The sequence below is a fragment of the Geobacillus sp. BK01 genome, from assembly GCF_052220245.1.
In the GTDB taxonomy this organism is placed as follows: domain Bacteria; phylum Bacillota; class Bacilli; order Bacillales; family Anoxybacillaceae; genus Geobacillus.
The window spans coordinates 13,897-33,972 of record NZ_JBQPTH010000001.1 but is presented as its reverse complement, the minus strand read 5'-3'; the positions used below and the strand labels follow the sequence as shown (position 1 = coordinate 33,972).

The following is a 20,076-nucleotide window of genomic DNA, read 5'->3' as shown; positions in this document are numbered from 1 at the left end:
CTCATCATGTTTTGCTTCGTTTATCGCGCAAAAACTGTTGCAGCTTCTCAAGCGGCCATGTGTTGATGACCGTTTCGTTCTTGATCCAGCCTTTCCGTGCCGTCGCTACGCCGATCGCCATATCGTCAAGCATGTCCAAATGGTGGGCGTCCGTGTTAATGGCAATATACGCCCCCGCTTCCTCGGCTTTTTTCACGTAGGCCGCTGACAAGTCGAGCCGGTTTGGGTTGGCGTTTAACTCAAGCACCGTGTTCGTCTCGGCCGCGAGTTCAATCAACCGCTCAACATCGACATCATAGCCGTCGCGCTGGCCGATGAGCCGGCCGGTCGGGTGGGCAATGACATCCACATACGGATGGCGAAGCGCCGCCTCCAACCGTTTCATGATCGTCTCACGCGGCTGTTTGAACGCAGAGTGAATGGCGGCGATGACAAAATCAAGCTCCTTGAGCACGTCATCATCGTAATCGAGCGTCCCGTCCGGCAAAATGTCCATCTCGACGCCAGCCAAAATCGTAAAATCCGAATAGCGCGCGTTCAGCTGCTCAATTTCCTCGCGTTGGCGCCGCAGCCGTTCCGGCGTCAAGCCGTTGGCGACTTTCAAATAGCGCGAATGGTCGGTGATGGCGATATATCGGTAGCCGCGGCGGCGGCACGCCTCAGCGAGCTCCGCAAGCGAACACGACCCGTCGCTCCACGCCGAATGCATATGCAAATCCCCTTGAATGTCTTCAAGGCGCACAAGCGGCCGATCAGCGGAAAACCGCTCGATTTCCGTGCCATCTTCACGCAGCTCCGGGGGAATGTGCGGCAGCCCGAAATGGGCGTAAAACGCCGCTTCATCCGGGAACGTTTTCACCTTGCCTGTCGCTTCGTCTTCCACGCCGTATTCGCTGATTTTCTCCCCGCGTTCTTTGGCGAGCTGGCGCATGCGCACGTTATGCTCCTTCGACCCGGTGAAATGATGAAGCGCGGTCGCAAACTGCGCCTCGCTGATCAGCCGAAAATCAACGGCCACATCATCGTCATAGCCAAGCAGAAGCGACACTTTCGTCTCCCCAGCGGCGAGCACCTCGCGGATGCGCTCAAAGCCGAGCAACCCGCCGCGCACCGCGGCCGGACGGTCGGTGGCGATGACATAATCCAAATCTTTCACCGTTTCTTTTAAGCGCCGCAAGCTGCCGGCTCGCGAGAAGCGAATCACGCCATCCAAACAAGCGAGCTGGCGTTCAATGTCCGCCGCGATCGCGAGCACCCGGGCGAGCGGCAGCCGCTCGGGGCGTTTGTCCGCTTCTTCGATCGCCGCCAGCAGCTTTTCTTCCGTTTTCGCGCCAAAACCGGGAAGCGCCCGCACTTTTCCGGCCAAGCACGCTTCCTTCAACCCGTCCATGTCGACAATGCCAAGCTCCTGATGCAGCTTGGCGATTTTTTTGCCGCCAAGCCCCGGGATCTTAAGCAAGGAAAGAAGCGTTTCCGGAATGTCGCGTTTTAATTCCTCAAGCACCGATGATGAACCGGTTTCGACAAACTCGGTGATGATCGCCGCCGTGCTTTTGCCGATGCCGGAAATGGCGGTAAAGTCGCTGATTTCCGCCAAGCTTCGTTCATCCGTTTCCAAGGCGTTCGCCGCTTTGCGGAAGGCGTTTACCTTAAACGGATTTTCTCCTTTGATCTCCATATACAGTGCGATCGTCTCGAGCAGGCGGATGACTTCTTTTTTATGGACGTTCATCCCCGTTCCTCCCTTTCCCGCAAAACCGCGGCCGCGATCGGTCAGACGCGGCCATGAATCCACCAATGATTGAGCATGTCCGACAACAGCGGCGTATGTTTCACAATGGCCGTCGCCATGAACGAGCGCTGCAGCTGCTCCTGCACGCTGTCAATCGGCACGAGCGCCCCGATATACAACAACAAAAAGACAAGCAAATACACTTCCGCAAACCCGAGCGCCGCCCCCGCCAAGCGGTTGACGCTGCGCAACAGCGGCAGCTGAGCGACGAAATCGAGCATCGAGCCGATGATCTGAAGCACAATTTTCACGGCAAAAAATAAAAGCGCAAACGAAACCGCCCGGTAATAGGCGTCATCTAAATGGGTGCTCTGAAACAGCAGCTTCACCGTCTCGGGATCACCGAACGTCGGATACGGAATCCAAAGGCGCAGCGTCGGCACAAACCGTTCATAATACCGATAGGCGACGAAAAAGGCGATGAGAAACCCGGCCATATGGATGAATTGAAGAATAAAGCCGCGCTTCAGCCCGATCATCGCCCCCAGCAATAGGACAAACAGCAGCACGACATCAATCATCGTCTTCCCCGTCCTTTTTCTGTTTCAGCTTTTCCGCAAGCCGTTGATATTCTTCTTTCAGTTTTAAATACTCATTGGCGATATTGACGGCTGTCAACACAGCCAGCTTGGGCACATCAAGCAGCGGATTCCGCTCGCTGAACTCATGCATTTTATCATCAACGAACGCCGCCACGAGCCGGATGTGGGCCGGGCTTTCCGTGCCGACGATCGTGTAGTCTTGTCCATAGATGCGGACGCTCACCCGCGTTTTGGATTCCCCTGTCAACCTGCTTCCCCCATTCCGCAAAATCCTACTGTTTATCATATCATGAATGCTGGTATAATGGAAAGACGCACACGAGGAGGCAAAGAAGACAAGCAAAGGAGAGAGCGAACGTTGTCAAACTATGTGATTCAAGCCGACCGACAGCTGCTTGACGCCTTGCGCGCCCACTACAAAGACGCCTTGTCCGATCGGCTTCCGGCTGGAGCGTTGTTTGCCGTCAAGCGCCCGGATGTCGCGATCACCGCCTACCGCTCAGGCAAAGTGCTGTTTCAAGGAAAAGCGGCGGAGCAAGAAGCGGGGAAATGGATGGGGAAAACAGCAAAGCCCTCCGGCAAACAAAAGGAGCGGGAAGCCGCCTTCGCTCCAACAAAACACGAACTCGGGACGCTTTCTGCCATCGGTTCGGATGAAGTCGGCACCGGCGATTATTTCGGCCCGATCGTCGTCGCCGCCGCCTACGTCGACCGCGCCCATCTCGACCGAGTCGCGGCGCTTGGCGTGAAAGATTCGAAACAATTGACCGACGAGGCGATCAAGCGGATCGCGCCGGCCATCATGGAAACGGCGCCGTATGCCGTCACCGTGTTGGACAATGCCGAATACAACCGCTGGCAGCGAAGCGGCATGCCGCAGACGAAAATGAAAGCGCTCCTTCACAACCGGACGCTCGTGAAACTCGTTGACGCCATCGCGCCCGCCGAACCAGAAGCAATCATCATCGACGAATTTTTAAAACGGGATTCGTATTTCCGTTACCTTTCCGATGAAGATCGCATTATCCGCGAGCGGGTTTACTGCCTGCCGAAAGCGGAAAGCGTGCACGTGGCGGTCGCCGCCGCCTCGATCATCGCCCGCTGCGTGTTTTTAGAGGAGATGGAGCGATTATCCCGCGCTATCGGCTTCCCGCTTCCAAAAGGCGCCGGCGCCATCGTTGACGAAGCCGCAGCCCGCATCATCCGCGAGAGAGGGGAAGAGGCGCTCGCTGGGTGCGCCAAGCTTCATTTTGCCAATACGAAAAAGGCGCTTGACATCGCCAAGCGCCAAAAATGAACGGGCCGAATCGATGAACAGTGATGGTTGTCCATAGCGGAACGCACCATCTAAAATTTTGGACGAAACAGCTGGGGATTGGGCACAATAGGCAGCTTCACGGCAGGCGTTTCCCAACTGAAGAAACATTGGAACACCGGTTTTTTCACACGATCCGGAAACCGCTGTTTTTAGCGTCTTTCCGAGAACATGTCGTGACGAAAAGCCCCTTCCCCCAGCCCGCGGCTCGGCCGGGAGGGGGCATCTATCGGTTAAGCAATATGATCTCCCGAGCCTCGACGTCCCTGCTTTCTTTACTTTGGCTAATCCTCTTGGGAGCGGCAAGAATCACCCTCACCGTTGCTTCTTCCGTAAAATCGTCAGCGGTTAATTCGTTTCCATGTTCATCACGGGATGTTGTTTGATCTGCAATTCGGACTGTGACGAGTCGAGCCGCTGTCACTCACGCCCGCTCTTCCAGCGCGGCGACAACTTTCTCCGCCGTGCTCCGGCTCGATTGCGGGTTTTGTCCGGTGATCAAGTTGCCGTCGCGCACCGAGAAATCGGTCCATTTCTCACCGCGGACGAAATTCGCCCCGCGCAGGCGCAAGGTCGACTCAAGCAAAAACGGCATATGCACATCGAGCTCGACTTCGCGCTCTTCTTCATCGGTAAACGAGGTGACCGTTTTTCCTTTCACAATCGGCGTGCCGTCTTTGTACGTCGCATTCACCAATCCCGATGGACCGTGGCAGACAGCGGCGATGATGCGCCCGTCTTCAGCAAACTGCTGCAAGACATATTGCAGCGTTTCGTTGTCCGGAAAATCGAACATCGTCCCGTGTCCACCGGGAAGGAAAATGGCGTCAAACCCGTGTGCATCGTCCTTGCTTAAGCGCGCTGTGTTTTTCAGCGCCGCTTCCGCCTCGGCCCAAGACGGGTCTTTTTCATTGATGCTGCGCGGGTCCAGCGGCACATCGCCGCCTTGAATGCTCGCCACTTTCACGTCATACCCTTTTTCTTTAAACACCAAGTACGGCACGGCAAATTCTTCAAGCCAAAGCCCGGTTTTATGGTCGTCGGTGATCGTCGTATGGTTCGTCACCACCATGAGCACTCGTTTCGTCATGCCCGCATTCCTCCTTTCGATTCTGGTGTGTTCTCTGTCACTCATCATACTTTACGTTGGGCAAAAACGGAAAAAATATGCTTGTGAAATCGAATCGCTCTTGATCAAAATCAGGGGAGGAAACGACAACGTCATTCCCCCGCCGCTTCTTTCACTTTCGCTTTGAACGCCTTTACCTCCTCAGGTTTATAAATCCCGAGCAAATCCTTTTCGTTCATCTTTAACACTACTTAGTTGTTCTCAAAGGCAAAGAAAAACGGATCTCCAAATGATTGTTTTGATGCCTGCGTACAGGAATAAGAAAAAGGGCGTCCCGATCTGTTAGGACACCCTCTCTCGCGTTCTTAACTGATTTTTTGTTGTTCCAGCCCATCCGCTTCGCCCATCAGCTGCCAAAACGGCCACCAGTTGGCACGGCCGAACGTGCGGACCATGACCGGCACAAAGAGCGGCAGGACGACGAGGGCGTAAAGGAGAAGCCCCGTCAGCACAATCGTGGCGATTTGCAAAAGCGACAAGACGCCGGACGGATACATCGCGGCAAACGTTCCGCCTAAAATGACGGCGGCGGAGATGATGACCGTCCCCATATGGCCCATCGCCGACAGCATCGCTTCTTTCACCGGCCGGCCGCGGTATTCGTTGAACCGGTCCATGAGAAAGATGCTGTAGTCGATGCCGAGCGCCAACAGCAGCACAAAGGCGAAAAACGACACCGCCCAGTTCAAGCCGGCATAGCCGAGGCCGTTGACGAAAATGAGTTCGGTGACGGCCATCGATGTGTAATACGTCAACACAAGCGACAAGATCAAATAGAGCGGCATGATAAGCGAACGAAGGAGCGCTGCGAGCACGATGGCGATGCCGATCAACATCAGCACGGCCGTCCGTTTATAGTCGGCGTTTGAGATCGCCTGCAAATCGGCGTACGTGCTTGTGACGCCGCCGACGGCGATCGTCGCGTCTTCCCATTTCGTCCCTTTGACTGCCCGTTCGACGGCATGGCGAATGTCATCGACCCGGCCGAGCGCCGATGTCGAATACGGATTGTCTTTCAAAATGACATCGAACGTCACGATGCGGCGGTCTTTTGACATATACGCGTCTTTCGCCTGCGCAAAGTCTTGGCTTTCGCGCGCCTCTTTCGGCATGTGCCAGCCGGCCATTTCTTTCTCTTTTGCCGATGACAAATCAGCTAAGTACGTTTCCGCCGCACCGAGGCCGCCCGCCACTTTTTGCAGGCCGGACGCGCTTTGGTCCAGGCCGTTTATGAGCTGGCCGAGCTGGCCGCCAAGGGCGGAGAAATGGTCAAGCAGTTGGCGCTGGCCGCCGTTCACTTGTTCAAGCCCTTGCGAGAATTGCGGCAGTTTTTCAACCGCCTGTTTCTGGCCGTCGGCCGCTTTCGTCAAGCCGGCTTCGAGCTCACCGAGCCCGGCGATCACTTGATCCAAACCGCCGTTGACCGCCGCTTGGCCGGCCGCGAGTTGAGCGAACGACTCGTTCGCTTTCGCCAAGCCCGCGCGCGCCTGCTCAAGCGCTCCGTTCAGCTGCGTGAGACCGTCCGCCATTTGGTTCGTCTGGCCGGACAGAGCGGCGACCGTCATTTTCGCCCGTTGGTATTGGGCGTCTTGGCTCAGCTCTGGATGTGACTGCTCGACTTGCTCGAGCATCGTCTGCACAGCGGCGAGCTGACTGGCGACCGCCTTCAGCCCCGCTTCGATTTGCCGGTATTGGCCGCCTAGAGCCGACAATCCTTGTTCCGCCTGCTTGTAGCCGCCAAGCAGCTGATTGGCGCCTTCCTGCAGCTTTTTCGCATGATCGCGAAGCGTCGCCAAGCCTTGTTTCAACTCGCCGGCGCCCACCGCCCCGCGGCGCACCCCTTGTTCAATTTGGCTCAAGCCGCTTTGCAGCTGGCGCAAGCCGTTCGCAAGCCGCTCCGTTCCCGTGACGAGCTCGCCGATGCCGGATGACGCCTCCTTCAACTGCGGCGCGGACGAGGACAGCTTTTCGCTTGCCGTCTCAAGGCCAGAGCTGATTTTCTCAATCCCGTCTTTTCCGGCGCCAAGGCCGTCTTTCAGCTGTTTCGCCTGCTCGGTGACATACAGCTCTTCGATCGGCTCCCCTGTCGGCCGCGTCGCTGAGCGGACGCTCGCCACCCCATCCACCGTTTCCACCTCGCGGCTGATTTTCTCAATCAACGCCAGCCCCTCTTCGGAGTCAAGCGGTTCTTTGCCTTTCAATACGACTTGCGTCGGCATCGCATCGCCCGGATTGAAATGAGCGGCAATGATGTCAAACGCTTTGACCGAGCGGTAATGGTCGCCGATCTCTTCCATCGAATCAAACGACAGTTTGCCATCGTACGTCACGAGCACCGGCACGGTTGCGACGGCGACGATCGCCAGCGCCAACAGCGGGCGGGCGAACGCAAACCGGCCGGCCGCAAGCCAAAGGCGGCTTTGCCCGTGCTCCAGCTTTCCGCGCACCGGCCAAAACAGCTTTTCGCCAAGCACGGCCATGAAAAACGGCACGAGCGTCGTTAAGGCGACAAGCAATACCGCGACCCCGACGGCGACAGCCGCCGCTGACTGGTACAGCTTAAATGTCGACAAGCCGATCGCCGCAAAGCCGATCATGACGGCAAGCCCGCTCGCCGCCACCGTTTTCCCCGCCGTCCGGTACGTGGCGACGATCGCCTCCGCCCGGTCGCCGCCTTTCGCCAGCTCTTCCTTAAACCGGCTCAGCAGCAAAATGCAATAGTCGGTCCCGATGCCAAACAAAACCGCGACTAAAAAGATTTGCGTAAACGTCGACAGCGGAAAATTCACCTGATCGACCAAAAAGGCGACGACCGACTGCGAGACGACGTACGTCGCCCCGACCGCCACAAGCGGAATCAGCGGCGCCACCGGCGAGCGGAACACAGCAAGCAACACGATCAAAATAAAGACGAGCGTAATGCCTTCCGTCTTTTTCACGCCTTCAAGCGAACTCGTGACGACATCTTCATCCACCATCCATCCGCCGGTGAAATAATGCTCAACCTTGACGTCTTCGACCGCTTCATACAACTGGTCCGTCAGCTGTTTCGCCGTCCGGCCGGCGGGGTCGATGCTGACGGAAACGAGCATCGTCGTCCCATCTTTCGAGACGAGCTCTTGTTCCAGCTCCGGGTTGGCAAACGGCGAGACGATGTTCGTGATATGAAGATCGTTTTTCTTTTCTTCGAGCGCCTTGACCGCCCGTTCAATCTCTTGTTTGTCGCCCGCCGTCAGCCCATCTTTTTGGTAAAAGACGAGCACCGCCGAGCGTTCGTTTTGCTTGTTTTCCTGGCTGTTCGCTTCTTTGATCAGCTTGGCCGCCAATGACGATGAGTAGCCGTCCGGCACACTCAGCTGCCCTTTTTCACGGACGAGCTCGCCCATGTTCGGAGCGGTCATCATGAGCACCGCGGCGATGATGATCCACGCCGCAAACACGAACCATCTTCCTTTAATGATCGCCCTCATTTCGCTTCCTCCACCTCCTGCAGCACGCGGGCCAACCGTTCATACGTGCGGATGAACGTTTCAATTTCCTCTTCCGGAAAGCGGGCGATCACCTCTTCGACGAGCCGATAGACGCTGCGGTCCATCTCTGTGATCCACGCTTCCCCTTGTTCCGTCAGCGATAAGACGATGACGCGCCGGTCGTTTTCGTCACGGTCGCGGCGCAGCCAGCCTTTGTCGACGAGGCGGTTCGTCATCGCCGTCACCGCGCTTTTGTTGACGCCGAACATCGCCGCGAGCTCCGTTGACGTGCACGTCCCCCGCCGGCGGATGTAGCGAAGCAAATAATATTGGTCGTGCGTCATCTCTTCGCAAAGGCTGTCTTTGACAAGCGCCGCCCCCCGTTTCATCACAAGAAACGACACGGACAAATAACGGTCAATCCATTCGTCGATGGTTCGTCCCGGCATTTGTTCACCTCCATTTGTTCACGGATTGAACAATCGGCCAAAAGCGCCCCGCGCACGGCCGCTTTGTCCATTTGGTTCAACTATTGAACTATTAGTAACGATACCAACTGAAAATGAAAAAGTCAATGATTTTCGCTTGAGCCAAGCGGTCGCCGTGGCGAAACAGTACGCCAAGCGCCATCGGGATACGCTTCGCTCAAAGAACCACAATCTCTTTTTCTCCCCGATGATAAGAAATCAAACCCGTTTTTCATTGCCGCTGATCATCGCCCCACATGATAACCGATCCAGGCGAGACAACCGCCCAACAAGTACGTCGCCGCCAAATAAGCGATCGCCTTCGTCCATTGGCGCTGCTGCATCATTTGCACGCTTTCCCATTTCAACGTCGAAAACGTCGTGAACGCGCCCATAAAACCGGTGCCGACAAGCAGCTTCGTCGCATCGGCGGCGCCGCTTCCGGCCAGCCAGCCGAGCAAAAAAGACCCAAGCAAATTGACAATCAGCGTCCCGAGGGGAAACCGCGGCGAACGCCGGGCCGCCCAGCGGCTGACGGCATAGCGGGCCACGGCGCCGAAAAACCCGCCGAGCGCCACCAAGAGCGGTGTGGTCATTACGCCATTTCCTCCTTTCGCTTTAGATGAGCGGCGGCGCATCCCGCCCATGCGGCGAACAGGCCGCCAAACAGGCTGGCGGCGATATAAACGGCCGCCGCACCCCATTGTCTATGTTCCAGCAATTCCACGCATTCGACGCTGAGCGTCGAAAACGTCGTATACGAGCCGACAAAGCCAGTCGTCACCGCCGTTTTGAGCCATGGCGGCCACGCGGGGCGGCGGGTGAACACCACCGTAAGCCAGCTGAGCGAAAACGAACCGGTCCAGTTGATGACAAGCGTCGCGAACGGAAAACCGTGGGCGGCGGGAACAACCAAACCGAGTCCATAGCGGACAAGCGCGCCGATCATGCCGGCGATGCCGACAGCGAGATAGACCAATGTAAACCCCTCCTTGCCAAAACAAACAGACTCCCGCCGCTTTCATTTGCAGCAGGAGTCATCAGCCGGAAGCCGGCGGTTATGGCGAACTCCATCGCCTATGAAGGTTGGCTTTGTTTTATTTTACCATATGCATCCTTCCGCTGTGAAGGCGGACCTAGCGGGCGCGGCGGAAGCCTTGTTGTTCGAACGTTTGCAGCGCCTGTTCACTCGTCAAATACGCGTAAAACACCCGCGCCTCCTTGAGATGTTTGCTCGTTTTGACCACACCGAGCGGATAGACGATCGGGTCGTGCATGCCGCTTGGCACCGCGGCGGCGATCTTGACGTTGTTCGACACAAGCGCATCCGTCCGGTACACAAACCCGGCATCGACGTTGCCGGTTTCCACATACGTCAACACTTGGCGGACGTCTTTCGCGTAAACGAGCTTCGGCTTCACTTGCTTCCACAGCCCGGCCTTCTCAAGCGTTTGTTTGGCGTACATGCCGGCCGGCACCGACTCGGGGAGGCCGATCGCCACTCGTTTGGCGCGGGTGATGTCATCAAGCGACTGAACCGCTCCGTCCCCTTGTTTCGGAACGATGAGCACGAGTTCGTTGGCGAGCACCGTTTTTTCGTGCTCGGGGTCGATCAACCCTTCCGTTTTCAACTTCTCAAACGGCTCAGGTGCCGCGGAGAAAAAGAGATCGACCGGCGCCCCTTCGGAAATTTGCCTTTGCAAGGCACCCGACGCACCGAAATTGTACTGGATGCGGATGTTCGGGTTCTTTCGTTCAAACGCTGTTTTCGCTTCTTCCAACGCTTCCCGCAAACTGGCGGCGGCGGAGACGGTGAGCTCCACTTTGTCAGTTCCTTCCCCCGCCCGCCCGTTTTCTCCCGCTGTACATCCATATAAGCTGCCAAGCAACCAGAAAGCGAGAAGCCAAGCAAGGTTGCGCATCGCGTCTCTCCTTCCCGTCATGGTGGCTGCCATTCATTTAACCAAGAACAAGCGGTGATGGCGATCTTTTTCCCGCCTTCTGGCAACACAAATAGATGACTAAATGGTTTGAAACCCGCACTCAGCAAGCGAGGAAAAAACGCCGCCCCGGGTCGGGACAGCGTTTTGTTTCACCCGCGCAGCACCGCGCCAAACTGCTTCTCGACCGCGGCGAGCACCCGCTCGTAGACGGCGGCCACCTCTTCGTCCGTGAGCGTCCGCTCCGGATCGTAGAAGCGGAGCGAGAAGGCGAGCGATTTTTTCCCGTCCGGCAGGCGGTCGCCTTGGTAGACGTCAAAGAGGGAGACGTCTTTGACGAGCGGCTTTCCGGCTTCGGCGATCGCCCGCTTCAAGGCGTCAGCTTCGATGGTTTCATCGACGACCAACGCGATGTCGCGCACGACCGACGGGAAGCGCGGAATCGGCTCGTAGCGGATCGCTTCACTTTCGGCATTCAACAGCTCGGCCAAGGCGAGTTCAAAGACGTACGTTTCCTTTAAGTCCCACTCTTTTTGCACCGCCGGATGGAGCTGGCCGACAAAGCCGATGACCGTTCCGTCAAGCACGATGTCCGCCGTCCGCCCGGGATGCAAATCGGCGCGCTTGGCCGGCTTGTATTCGATGCGGGCGGCGAGTCCAAGCAAGTCGAACAAGCCGTCCAAAATGCCTTTGGCGACATAAAAGTCAGCCGCCTTTTTCTCGCCTTGCCATAAATGGGCGTGCCATAAGCCGGTGAGAACGCCGGCGAGCCGCTCTTTTTCCGCCGGTTGGACGTTTTCCCCGCGAGACAAATAGACGGAGCCGATTTCATACAAGGCGACGTTCTCGACTTGGCGGGCGCGGTTGTAGCTCGCCGCTTCAAGCAAATGCGGCACTAAACTTTGCCGGAGAACGCTCCGCTCCTCGCTCATCGGCAGCGCCAAGCGGATCGGTTCGGCGGTCTCCAAAGCAAACCGCGTCGCTTTGTCCGGGCTCGTCAATGAATACGTGATCGCCTGGAACAAGCCGGCGCCTTCCAAATAGCGGCGGACGCGGCGGCGTTTCGCTTGGTATGGCGTCAGCTCGCCCGGTTTTGCCTCGGCCACCGGCAACGTCGCCGGCAAATGGTCGTAGCCGTACAGGCGGGCGACTTCCTCGATGATATCTTCTTCGATCGCAATATCGCGGCGGCGCGATGGGACATGAACGGTGAACGTTCCGTTGTCTTCTGTAAACGGAAATTGCAAGTTCGACAAAATCGCGGCCACTTCCTCTTTCGTAATCGCCGTGCCGAGGACACCGTTGATCCGTTCAAGCGTGACCGCCACCGCCACCGGCTCCTCACGCCACACGCTCGCTTCCACGACGCCGCCGACGACCTCGCCGCCGGCGTATTCGGCCATCAACGCCGCGGCGCGCTCGAGCGCTTCTTTCGTCCGCGCCGGATCGATGCCTTTTTCAAACCGGGTGCTCGCTTCGCTGCGCAGTCCGTGGTCTTTCACGGCTTGGCGGATGACCGGGCTCGTGAAGTACGCCGCTTCAATGAACACGGTTTTCGTATCATCGCGCACTTCCGAATTCGCCCCGCCCATCACGCCGGCTAAGGCGACCGGCTCGCGGCCGTTCGTGATGACAAGGTGGTCCTCGGTCAGCTTCCGCTCGACATCATCGAGCGTGACGATCGTTTCGCCTGCCTTCGCCCGCCGGACGACAATTTCCTGCGAACCGAGGCGGTCGTAGTCAAACGCGTGCAGCGGCTGGCCGTACTCAAGCAAAATGTAGTTCGTAATGTCAACGACGTTGTTGTGCGGGCGAATGCCGGCCGCCATCAAACGCGCCTGCATCCAAAGCGGCGACGGGCCGATCTGGACGTTTTTCACGATCCGCCCGGCATAAAGCGGGTTGTCTTCCGGCGCCTCAACGCGCACCGAAATATAGTCGTGAACGTTTTCGTTCGTTTCCTTGACCGCCGCTTCCGGCAGCTTGACTTCACGGCCGAGAATGGCGGCCGCTTCATAGGCGACGCCGATCATGCTTAAACAGTCGGCGCGGTTGGGCGTTAACGAAAGCTCGAGCACTTCATCGCGCAAGCCGAGCCACTCGATGGCATCGGCGCCGACCGGCGCGTCGCTCGGGAAGACGAAAATGCCGTCCGCATACTCTTTCGGCACGACTTTCGCCTCGACGCCAAGCTCTTGCAGCGAACAAATCATGCCGTTCGATTCTTCCCCGCGCAGCTTCGCCCGTTTGATTTTAAAGTTGCCCGGCAGCACCGCCCCGACTTTGGCGACGGCAACTTTTTGCCCTTTGGCGACGTTCGGGGCGCCGCAAATGATTTGCACCGGCTCGCCTTCGCCAAGGTCAACGAGGCATTTCCGCAGTTTATCGGCGTTCGGATGCGGCTCGCATTCGAGCACATGGCCGATGACGACGCCGTTCATCCCGCGGTCGAGCGCCTCGACCCGCTCAACTTCAATGCCGCTTTTCGTGATGCGTTCGGCGAGCTCTTTGGCGGTGACGCCCGTCAAATCGACGTACTCGCTCAGCCAACGGTAAGACACGAGCATGCAAAACCCCTCCTTTTTCTGTTACACACGCAAAAATTGCCGCAAGAAACGTAGATCGTTTTGATAGAAATGGCGGATGTCGTCAATGCCGTACTTCAGCATCGCGATCCGTTCCGGCCCCATGCCGAACGCAAAGCCGGTGTACGTTTTCGAATCAAAGCCGGCCATCTCGAGCACGTTCGGGTGCACCATGCCGGCGCCTAAAATTTCAATCCAGCCCGTGCCTTTGCAGACGCCACAGCCCCGCCCTTCGCAACGGAAGCAAGACACGTCGACTTCGACCGACGGCTCGGTGAACGGGAAAAAGCTCGGCCGGAAGCGGATGTCGCGCCCTTCGCCAAACAGCTTGCGGGCGAATTCGCGCAGCGTCCCTTTCAAATCGCTCATCCGAATGTTCCGGTCAACGACCAGCCCTTCAATTTGCGTAAACTGGTGCGAATGCGTCGCATCATCGGTGTCGCGGCGGTACACTTTGCCCGGGCAAATGATTTTCACCGGGCCGCGCCCGCGGTGGTTCTCCATCGTCCGCGCCTGCATCGGCGATGTGTGGGTGCGAAGCAAAATCTCGTCGGTGATGTAAAACGAATCTTGCATATCGCGGGCCGGGTGTCCTTTCGGCAAGTTGAGCGCCTCAAAGTTGTAATAGTCGGTCTCGACTTCCGGCCCTTCGGCGATCGTATAGCCCATGCCGATAAACAAATCTTCAATTTCTTCAATGACGCGTGTGAGCGGATGCGGGTTGCCAAGACGCACCGGCCGGCCGGGCAGCGTCACATCGATCGCTTCGGCGGCTAATTTGCGCTCGACTTCCTCCTCTTCGAGTTGCGCTTGTTTCGCTTCCAGCGCCTGTTGGATCGCCTCTCTCACTTCGTTGGCCAGCGCCCCGAGTTTCGGGCGCTCCTCGGGCGGCAGCGCCCCCATGCCGCGCAACACTTCAGTAATCGGCCCTTTTTTGCCCAAATAGGCGACGCGCACGTCGTTGAGCGCTTTTAAGTCACGGGCTTGGCCGATTTGTTCAAGCGCCTCGCGTTTCAGCTCGTGCAGCCGTTCTTTCACACCAATCCCTCCTCGTATCAAATAAAAAAACCCGCCCCCATAAGGGACGAGTTGTTGCTCGCGGTACCACCCTTGTTAACAGCACAAGCGCACTGTTCGCTTCATTGCGATAACGGCCGAAAGCCGGAGCACCTTTACATCCCCTTTTGGGATGGTCCCGGTGCCAACTCGGGAGGTGAACTTCACTTGCGTCGGCCATAAAAACGCTCCCAGTCTACGGCGTTTTCTCCCTGGATGGCGAGCGGCAAGCTACTTTTCTCCGTCATCGTTGTTGTCGGTATGGGAAATGTCGCTATTCATTATACGCAAAGAAAAAGGCAAAGGCAAGGTCAGGCCGAAATTTCTTTGCGCAGCTCATCGATTTCTGCTTCCTGTTCAATCGAGCGGATCGCGAGGCGCTCCATAATTTTTTCCTGCCGCACTTGGCCTTCCTTGAGCGCGGCAACATCTTTTTTGACCCCTAACATATCCTTTTTCATGGCGTCCATGTCTTTTTTCATCGCATCCATATCTTTTTTCATCGCATCAACGTCGCTTTGGATGCGATCGACTTTGTCTTCAAGCTTCGTCACGCTTCCCTGCAGTTTGGCGATATCGATGCGCATTTGTTCGATGTAGGCCCCTTGAACATCAAGACGCTCAAGCACCGCGTTCAATAACGCCCGCAGTTCGTCATCCATCCGTCTCCCGCTCCCTTGTCCGTTTGATTTTCAATAATTTTATTTTACCTCATCGCCCGCAGCGAATAAAGCAAAATTCCAGCGGCGACGGCGACGTTGAGCGATTCGGCTTGGCCGTAGATCGGGATATAGATGTTTTCCGTCGTCATCTCAAGCCACTCGCGCCGGACGCCGCTTCCTTCATTGCCGACGAGCAAGGCGAATGAGGACGATGGACGAACAGTGCGGTAATCGGCGGCGTTCTCCAGGGCGGTGCCGTACACCGGAATGCCCCGCTCCTTGAAACGCGCGATCCATTGCGCCAGGTCGCCTTTGACAACCGGAAGGTGAAACAGCGACCCTTGCGTCGCTCGCACGACCTTCGGATTGTACAAGTCGGCGCACCCTTCGCCAAGGATGACGGCGTCGATCCCGGCGGCGTCGGCGGTGCGAATCATCGTCCCGAGGTTGCCTGGGTCTTGCACGGCGTCAATGAGCAAGGCGGTCTTCACGCCGTCAAGCTCGGCTGGCAACTGGCGGCACACCGCGGCGATGCCTTGCGGCGTTTCCGTGCTGCTGACGGCCTTCATCACCGCTTCGGTCACGACCGCAACCGGGACGTCGCCAACGTTCCAGCCGGGCGGGACGGCTGTTTGCTCATCGACGATCAGTTCGACAAGAGGGGCGTTGCTTTTGACCGCCTCTTCGACAAGATGGAATCCTTCGAGCCAAAACCACCCGGTCTCATCGCGCCCTTTTTTCGTCAACAGCTTTTTCCACTGCTTCACGCGTGCGTTTTTCGGCGATTCGATCCGCTTCACCGCTTCGTCCCCCAATGGTTGGCGATAAACTCGTCGCGTCCGGACGCAGCGCGGTCCTGCTTGTAATGCTCCGGATTTTTCTTATGGTAGTTTTGATGATACTCTTCGGCCGGGTAAAACGTTGTCGCCGGCAAAATTTTCGTCACAATCGGCTTTGAAAAGCGGCCGCTTTCTTCTAACGCCCGCTTCGACTGCTCGGCGAGCTGGCGCTGTGTTTCGTTATGGTAAAAAATCGCCGTCCGGTATTGCGGTCCGCGGTCGTGAAACTGGCCGCCGTCATCGGTCGGGTCGATTTGACACCAATACAGCTCCAAAAGCCGCTCATACGGAAAGACGTCCGGATCAAACGTAATTTGCACCGCTTCGTAGTGGCCGGTCGTGCCTGTTTTCACTTGCTCATACGTCGGGTTTTCGACATGCCCGCCCGTATAGCCGGAGACGATGCCGAAAATGCCGTCAAGCTCCTCAAACGGCGTCACCATGCACCAGAAGCAGCCGCCGGCGAATGTCGCTTTTTCCATTGTGTCGTCACCTCATGCGTCAAGTTTCTTCCTTGTGATTATAGCAAAATGTGAGCCGTTGTCATCTTTCACGCCCAAAGCAGGGTGCACGCCGGCCGCTCATGTCGATGAGTCAAGCCGTTGCTTCATTTCGTGAAGCAAACGGTCAAACAGGAGGATATAGTGTGTGGGAATGCGTTCATACATGTCCATCGCCGTTTCTTCATCATACGTATGGGATGTTCGGTTGCGGTCTTCGAGCATGCGAAGCCATATCTCCCCGCCTTGAATCAGCCCTTCCCGAAACGCCTCGCGAACCGGGCGGTTTCGCGGCCATCATCATCACTCATTTCGCTCTCGTTTTTTCCCTATTATACCATATGACACGGGCCGCTCATGCATAAATCCGCCCTCATTGGCAAACGATAACGGTGTACAAAACGGCAAACGAGGTGATGACAATGGATTTAAACCTTCGTCATGCGATTATGCACAATGTTGCCAACAACTCGAAAGACCAGCTCGAAAATACGATCGAAGACGCCATTCAACGGGGCGAGGAAAAATATTTGCCCGGTCTTGGCGTCTTGTTCGAAGCCATTTGGAAACGGGCGAGTGAGCAGCAAAAAGACATGATGCTCACCACACTCGAGCAGGCCGTAAAGCAGTAAAGCAATAAAAGGCCGACAGCCACCGCGCTGTTTTCGCCGCGGTGATCTTTTCCGCCTGAAGGGTGGCAAAAAATCAACGGTTTCCCTTGATCGCGTGCCATGCGGGAAAGAAACCGGCTGACGCAAATCCCTTCCATTTCCGAAGCTCTATGAGAGGGCTGTACATTCCGTTCAATGACCTGCCTTTCAGACAGCGTCAACAGCCCACATCAGCTGGAACAGTCCGCCCGATTGAGGGCGGCTTTTCCATTTTCCTCCCCCGTTTTTTTAATTACAGTCATTCCCACCCGCCATGTAGCCTCTCCCTTTTCCCCAATCCGGTTTCGCCACCGTCTAACGCATGACAACCCAAGCCAAATGAGCACCCCGGCAAGCTGAACCGTCATCCATTATTACGTTTTTTTATCTATAGTAAAAAATCCGTATTACTTTTTACTATTTTCACTATCTAAATATAAAAAATACATGACCCGAAAACAGCGAAATCACACATCAAAACATGGAAAGTAACAAAAAAATATAAAAAATATAAAAATGTTATTGACTGAATTTTTGAATTGTTTTATATTATGTTTTAGAAACGATATTTTAAAAAACATAATAAATAAAGGTGAGGGGATATTATGACGAAGGAAGAATTAATTCAAAAAATTAAAAACGGGTTTATTTTGGAAAATCAGGAGGATATGAACGACGAGTATCGCGAAGCGCTGAAACAGACGCTTAAGATTGTGGCGGATACCGAGCTGTTAAGCGTTCCGCCGCTGTTGACAGTGTACGATGATATTCCGAGCCTAAACTTAAAAATCACCGCCTTGGCGGTCATGCAAGACGAAATCGGACACGCCCACATCGCCTGGCGGTTGCTGAAAGATTTAGGAGAAGATATTGAAAGCTTGATGTTTAAACGGGAGCCTCATGAATGGAAAAACCCGTATGCCTTCGACTTTAAATTGGATAACTGGATTGAATTTGGCGTGTTTAACGCGTTTTTCGACCGGGCGGGCTATACGCTTCTCGGCGATGCCTTCCGCCATACGTCCTACGGTCCATGGAAGCGCGCCCTTGTGAAAGTGGACAAAGAAGAGTTGTTCCATTTGCGCAACGGCGAGGTCATTATGAGAAACGCCATGAAACAGCCGGAAACCGCAAAACTCGTGCAAGAAGCAGTCGATTGGATGTTCTTGATGGCGCTCGAGTTTTTCGGTGTGGCCGACCACTTGAAAAAGCGGTCCGCACAGCTCGAATATAGCCTGAAAGGAAGCACAAACGATGAGCTGCGGCAAATTTGGCTCTCGACTGCCGTTCCGTTCTGCGAAAAAATCGGGGTGAAAGTGCCTGCGCATTACGACGAGGAAACAGGAAAATACGTTCTTGATGTTCCGTTCCCGTGCAAGTTTGATCCTGAAAAGAAAAAATGGCTGTTTGACCAGCCGGATACGTGGGAAAACGTCGTGAAACGGTTTAAAGCCCGCGGTCCGCAAAATAAAGAGTTTGTGGAAAGAGTGCAAAAAGGATATTACGAGCTGGAGCAAGCACGAAAAGAGGTGGTATAACAATGGAATCCGTTTCCAACACAAAAGAAACGATCTGTTGGGAAGCGCTTACGGAAGTGATGGATCCTGAATTTCCTGTCAGTGTGGTGGATATGGGACTAATCTATGACATTAAAGAAAAAGACGGCACGGTTGACATCACGATGACGTACACCGCATCGTCATGCGCGTGCATGGAATGGATTGAAAGCGATATCCGTGACCGACTGCTGCAAGAAGATTTCGTTAACCACGTCAATATCCACGTCGTTTGGGATCCGGTTTGGACCGTTGACCGCTTAAGCGAAAAAGCAAAAGAAAAATTGAAATATTGGGGTGTGAGCGCGAAATGAACAACGAAAAACACGAGTATTACGTTTTTGCCCGGATCAATCGCGGAGATGACCTGATGTTTATCGGTTCCGTTGATGCCGACTCGGACAGCTTGGCCAAAATTTATGCAAACTTCACGTATGATGAAGAAGACTGGTTTGAAATGTTTGTCGTCAAGAAAGAGAACTTTTTGCCCGTCTCCCTTTCTGACGGTGTGATGAATTATGAATCCCGTATTAAAGGAGCTGAAGCGATATGAGCAAAAACGCGTTAATCACGTTGATTGAAGGCATTGCCGATAACAAATTCGTTTTAGGCGATCGTTTGGCGAAGGTGGGATTCAGCGCTCCGGATGTGGAATCGATGCTCGCTTCCATCGCAATGGCGCAAGGGGAATTAGGGCATGCGCGGCTATTGTATTGGTGGACGTTTGACTTGAACGGGCATGTTGGCAAAAAACCGGATATTAAAGGCGAAACCGGGAAATCGTTCAAAGCGGTTAGAGAGACGAACGGCTGGATTGAGTTAATCGCCAACTTTTATGTTATTAATCTCGCCATCGATGTCATCTTTGAATCGTTGGTGAATACGGATCACAAAGAGGTTGTATCCCATGTCAACAAGCTGTTTTTAGAGCATAAGGAACATTGCATCTACTCCGAGAACTGGGCGATCAAATTGCTTCGTGATCAAGGATCGGTGCCGAAACGATTTGAAAACGCGCTCCATCGCATCGTGCCTGAAGTCGAGCAATGGTTAAAAGAAATGGAGGAAACGGTTGAGTTATACCCGTATTTGTCCTATCGGGATTTGCTTGCCCGCTTCCAAAACGGCCTTCGACACGTTTGGCGGAAAGAGGCGGTGACCGATGCAAAATAATTACGATGAAAAGCCGCACTGCTCCTTTTGCCATTCTACCAATGTGCAGCTGATCGCGCCGTTTGGCACAGCACAATTGGTCAGACAGTTTTACTGTCATTCATGCAAAAGCGTGTTTGAATACATCCGCTGGCAAAGCGAAGAGCGGTCAGAACATGTGGGCCAATCAAGAAACTTCATAACAGGAGCCGCGCATACGCCGGCACAATAAGTGGCGCTTAATCTGTCAACAAGAAAGTGTCCCGAAATGTTCGGGACACCTTTTTCGCATTTACGCAATGCGACACGTCATGGTCAGGAACCGATGGTTTCCTCTCCCCGCTAAAGCGCCGCGTTCACAAAATTTCCTACTTGAACAACGCTTTCCTTGGCCGCGTTGGTGATGAAATCCACCGGCTTT

The 20,076-nt window shown here is 55.3% G+C and carries 21 protein-coding genes, 1 pseudogene, 1 riboswitch and 1 other annotated feature; of the genes and pseudogenes, 7 read left to right on the top strand and 15 right to left on the bottom strand.

Annotation, left to right across the window (positions count from 1 at the left end):
• Positions 1 to 4: 4 nt before the first annotated feature.
• Genes polX through zapA form a run of 3 tightly spaced genes read right to left on the bottom strand, consistent with a single transcriptional unit; the run spans position 5 to position 2,581 of the window.
• On the bottom strand, positions 5 to 1,732 hold the full coding sequence (gene polX, locus ACTVDO_RS00190) for a DNA polymerase/3'-5' exonuclease PolX (RefSeq protein WP_442900832.1): 1,728 nt from the start codon (positions 1,730 to 1,732) through the stop codon (positions 5 to 7).
• A gap of 41 nt (positions 1,733 to 1,773) precedes the next feature.
• On the bottom strand, positions 1,774 to 2,313 hold the full coding sequence (locus ACTVDO_RS00185) for a CvpA family protein (RefSeq protein WP_442900831.1): 540 nt from the start codon (positions 2,311 to 2,313) through the stop codon (positions 1,774 to 1,776).
• Complete coding sequence (zapA, locus tag ACTVDO_RS00180) at positions 2,306 to 2,581, bottom strand: cell division protein ZapA (protein ID WP_442900830.1); 276 nt, start codon at positions 2,579 to 2,581, stop codon at positions 2,306 to 2,308. Before zapA ends, ACTVDO_RS00185 begins: the two co-directional genes overlap by 8 nt.
• 111 nt (positions 2,582 to 2,692) lie before the next feature.
• Between zapA and rnhC the strand changes: the two genes are divergently transcribed.
• Entirely contained in the window at positions 2,693 to 3,631 is a 939-nt protein-coding gene (gene rnhC / locus ACTVDO_RS00175) for a ribonuclease HIII (protein ID WP_442900829.1), read from the top strand.
• 442 nt (positions 3,632 to 4,073) lie between these two features.
• On the opposite strand, the gene ACTVDO_RS00170 is transcribed toward rnhC, so the two are convergent.
• From ACTVDO_RS00170 to ACTVDO_RS00115, 12 genes and pseudogenes are all read right to left on the bottom strand, one after another.
• Complete coding sequence (locus tag ACTVDO_RS00170) at positions 4,074 to 4,739, bottom strand: type 1 glutamine amidotransferase domain-containing protein (protein ID WP_442900828.1); 666 nt, start codon at positions 4,737 to 4,739, stop codon at positions 4,074 to 4,076.
• Positions 4,740 to 5,083: 344 nt separating this feature from the next.
• A complete protein-coding gene (locus tag ACTVDO_RS00165) occupies positions 5,084 to 8,248 on the bottom strand; it encodes an MMPL family transporter (RefSeq protein WP_442900827.1) in 3,165 nt (1,054 codons plus the stop codon).
• The gene (locus ACTVDO_RS00160) at positions 8,245 to 8,697 is read right to left on the bottom strand and encodes a MarR family winged helix-turn-helix transcriptional regulator (RefSeq protein ID WP_020960827.1); all 453 of its coding nucleotides are present in this window, start codon (positions 8,695 to 8,697) and stop codon (positions 8,245 to 8,247) included. The genes ACTVDO_RS00165 and ACTVDO_RS00160 overlap by 4 nt, the downstream gene beginning before the upstream one ends.
• A 263-nt stretch (positions 8,698 to 8,960) precedes the next feature.
• On the bottom strand, positions 8,961 to 9,311 hold the full coding sequence (crcB, locus tag ACTVDO_RS00155; protein WP_020960829.1) for a fluoride efflux transporter CrcB: 351 nt from the start codon (positions 9,309 to 9,311) through the stop codon (positions 8,961 to 8,963).
• Positions 9,311 to 9,694, bottom strand: coding sequence for a fluoride efflux transporter FluC (locus ACTVDO_RS00150; RefSeq protein WP_020960830.1), 384 nt, complete (start codon positions 9,692 to 9,694; stop codon positions 9,311 to 9,313). The genes crcB and ACTVDO_RS00150 overlap by 1 nt, the downstream gene beginning before the upstream one ends.
• Positions 9,695 to 9,739: 45 nt before the next feature.
• A riboswitch (Fluoride riboswitch) is annotated at positions 9,740 to 9,802 on the bottom strand.
• Positions 9,803 to 9,851: 49 nt separating this feature from the next.
• Complete coding sequence (modA, locus tag ACTVDO_RS00145) at positions 9,852 to 10,637, bottom strand: molybdate ABC transporter substrate-binding protein (RefSeq protein ID WP_020960831.1); 786 nt, start codon at positions 10,635 to 10,637, stop codon at positions 9,852 to 9,854.
• Between the two features lie 170 nt (positions 10,638 to 10,807).
• Positions 10,808 to 13,222: a phenylalanine--tRNA ligase subunit beta gene (gene pheT, locus ACTVDO_RS00140; protein WP_442900826.1), complete on the bottom strand. Its 2,415-nt coding sequence runs from the start codon at positions 13,220 to 13,222 to the stop codon at positions 10,808 to 10,810.
• A 21-nt stretch (positions 13,223 to 13,243) separates the two neighbouring features.
• Positions 13,244 to 14,278: a phenylalanine--tRNA ligase subunit alpha gene (pheS, locus tag ACTVDO_RS00135; RefSeq protein ID WP_020960833.1), complete on the bottom strand. Its 1,035-nt coding sequence runs from the start codon at positions 14,276 to 14,278 to the stop codon at positions 13,244 to 13,246.
• Between the two features lie 39 nt (positions 14,279 to 14,317).
• Positions 14,318 to 14,553: a binding site (T-box leader), on the bottom strand.
• 54 nt (positions 14,554 to 14,607) lie between these two features.
• The gene (locus tag ACTVDO_RS00130) at positions 14,608 to 14,958 is read right to left on the bottom strand and encodes a hypothetical protein (RefSeq protein ID WP_020960834.1); all 351 of its coding nucleotides are present in this window, start codon (positions 14,956 to 14,958) and stop codon (positions 14,608 to 14,610) included.
• 44 nt (positions 14,959 to 15,002) lie between these two features.
• Positions 15,003 to 15,758 (bottom strand): TrmH family RNA methyltransferase, encoded by a 756-nt coding sequence (locus ACTVDO_RS00125; protein WP_020960835.1) that lies wholly within the window; start codon positions 15,756 to 15,758, stop codon positions 15,003 to 15,005.
• Positions 15,755 to 16,279 (bottom strand): peptide-methionine (S)-S-oxide reductase MsrA, encoded by a 525-nt coding sequence (gene msrA, locus ACTVDO_RS00120; RefSeq protein ID WP_442900825.1) that lies wholly within the window; start codon positions 16,277 to 16,279, stop codon positions 15,755 to 15,757. Before msrA ends, ACTVDO_RS00125 begins: the two co-directional genes overlap by 4 nt.
• Before the next feature lie 99 nt (positions 16,280 to 16,378).
• Positions 16,379 to 16,582 (bottom strand): annotated as a pseudogene (locus ACTVDO_RS00115) (HI0074 family nucleotidyltransferase substrate-binding subunit); the annotation flags it as partial.
• 137 nt (positions 16,583 to 16,719) lie between these two features.
• Between ACTVDO_RS00115 and sspI the strand changes: the two are divergent.
• The 6 genes from sspI (at position 16,720) to ACTVDO_RS00085 (ending at position 19,887) form a co-directional block, all read left to right on the top strand.
• A complete protein-coding gene (sspI, locus tag ACTVDO_RS00110) occupies positions 16,720 to 16,929 on the top strand; it encodes a small acid-soluble spore protein SspI (protein WP_020960838.1) in 210 nt (69 codons plus the stop codon).
• Positions 16,930 to 17,552: 623 nt separating this feature from the next.
• Positions 17,553 to 18,485 (top strand): Phenylacetic acid catabolic protein, encoded by a 933-nt coding sequence (locus ACTVDO_RS00105; protein WP_020960839.1) that lies wholly within the window; start codon positions 17,553 to 17,555, stop codon positions 18,483 to 18,485.
• A 2-nt stretch (positions 18,486 to 18,487) separates the two neighbouring features.
• Complete coding sequence (locus ACTVDO_RS00100) at positions 18,488 to 18,817, top strand: metal-sulfur cluster assembly factor (RefSeq protein WP_020960840.1); 330 nt, start codon at positions 18,488 to 18,490, stop codon at positions 18,815 to 18,817.
• Positions 18,814 to 19,056 (top strand): hypothetical protein, encoded by a 243-nt coding sequence (locus ACTVDO_RS00095; protein WP_020960841.1) that lies wholly within the window; start codon positions 18,814 to 18,816, stop codon positions 19,054 to 19,056. Before ACTVDO_RS00100 ends, ACTVDO_RS00095 begins: the two co-directional genes overlap by 4 nt.
• Positions 19,053 to 19,676, top strand: a complete 624-nt coding sequence (locus ACTVDO_RS00090) for a Phenylacetic acid catabolic protein (RefSeq protein WP_020960842.1) — start codon at positions 19,053 to 19,055, stop codon at positions 19,674 to 19,676. The genes ACTVDO_RS00095 and ACTVDO_RS00090 overlap by 4 nt, the downstream gene beginning before the upstream one ends.
• Positions 19,666 to 19,887 carry a PaaD-like zinc ribbon domain-containing protein gene (locus ACTVDO_RS00085; protein WP_020960843.1) on the top strand — a complete coding sequence of 74 codons (222 nt, stop codon included), beginning with the start codon at positions 19,666 to 19,668 and terminating at the stop codon, positions 19,885 to 19,887. The genes ACTVDO_RS00090 and ACTVDO_RS00085 overlap by 11 nt, the downstream gene beginning before the upstream one ends.
• Positions 19,888 to 20,076: the final 189 nt, after the last annotated feature.

Excerpts from the sequence above, each read along its gene's own strand:
- polX (WP_442900832.1), bottom strand. The coding sequence starts at position 1,732 with ATGAACGTCCATAAAAAAGAAGTCATCCGCCTGCTCGAGACGATCGCA.
- ACTVDO_RS00185 (WP_442900831.1), bottom strand. The coding sequence starts at position 2,313 with ATGATTGATGTCGTGCTGCTGTTTGTCCTATTGCTGGGGGCGATGATC.
- ACTVDO_RS00170 (WP_442900828.1), bottom strand. The coding sequence starts at position 4,739 with ATGACGAAACGAGTGCTCATGGTGGTGACGAACCATACGACGATCACC.
- ACTVDO_RS00165 (WP_442900827.1), bottom strand. The coding sequence starts at position 8,248 with ATGAGGGCGATCATTAAAGGAAGATGGTTCGTGTTTGCGGCGTGGATC.
- ACTVDO_RS00160 (WP_020960827.1), bottom strand. The coding sequence starts at position 8,697 with ATGCCGGGACGAACCATCGACGAATGGATTGACCGTTATTTGTCCGTG.
- crcB (WP_020960829.1), bottom strand. The coding sequence starts at position 9,311 with ATGACCACACCGCTCTTGGTGGCGCTCGGCGGGTTTTTCGGCGCCGTG.
- modA (WP_020960831.1), bottom strand. The coding sequence starts at position 10,637 with ATGCGCAACCTTGCTTGGCTTCTCGCTTTCTGGTTGCTTGGCAGCTTA.
- pheT (WP_442900826.1), bottom strand. The coding sequence starts at position 13,222 with ATGCTCGTGTCTTACCGTTGGCTGAGCGAGTACGTCGATTTGACGGGC.
- ACTVDO_RS00130 (WP_020960834.1), bottom strand. The coding sequence starts at position 14,958 with ATGGATGACGAACTGCGGGCGTTATTGAACGCGGTGCTTGAGCGTCTT.
- msrA (WP_442900825.1), bottom strand. The coding sequence starts at position 16,279 with ATGGAAAAAGCGACATTCGCCGGCGGCTGCTTCTGGTGCATGGTGACG.
- sspI (WP_020960838.1), top strand. The coding sequence starts at position 16,720 with ATGGATTTAAACCTTCGTCATGCGATTATGCACAATGTTGCCAACAAC.
- ACTVDO_RS00105 (WP_020960839.1), top strand. The coding sequence starts at position 17,553 with ATGACGAAGGAAGAATTAATTCAAAAAATTAAAAACGGGTTTATTTTG.
- ACTVDO_RS00100 (WP_020960840.1), top strand. The coding sequence starts at position 18,488 with ATGGAATCCGTTTCCAACACAAAAGAAACGATCTGTTGGGAAGCGCTT.
- ACTVDO_RS00095 (WP_020960841.1), top strand. The coding sequence starts at position 18,814 with ATGAACAACGAAAAACACGAGTATTACGTTTTTGCCCGGATCAATCGC.
- ACTVDO_RS00090 (WP_020960842.1), top strand. The coding sequence starts at position 19,053 with ATGAGCAAAAACGCGTTAATCACGTTGATTGAAGGCATTGCCGATAAC.
- ACTVDO_RS00085 (WP_020960843.1), top strand. The coding sequence starts at position 19,666 with ATGCAAAATAATTACGATGAAAAGCCGCACTGCTCCTTTTGCCATTCT.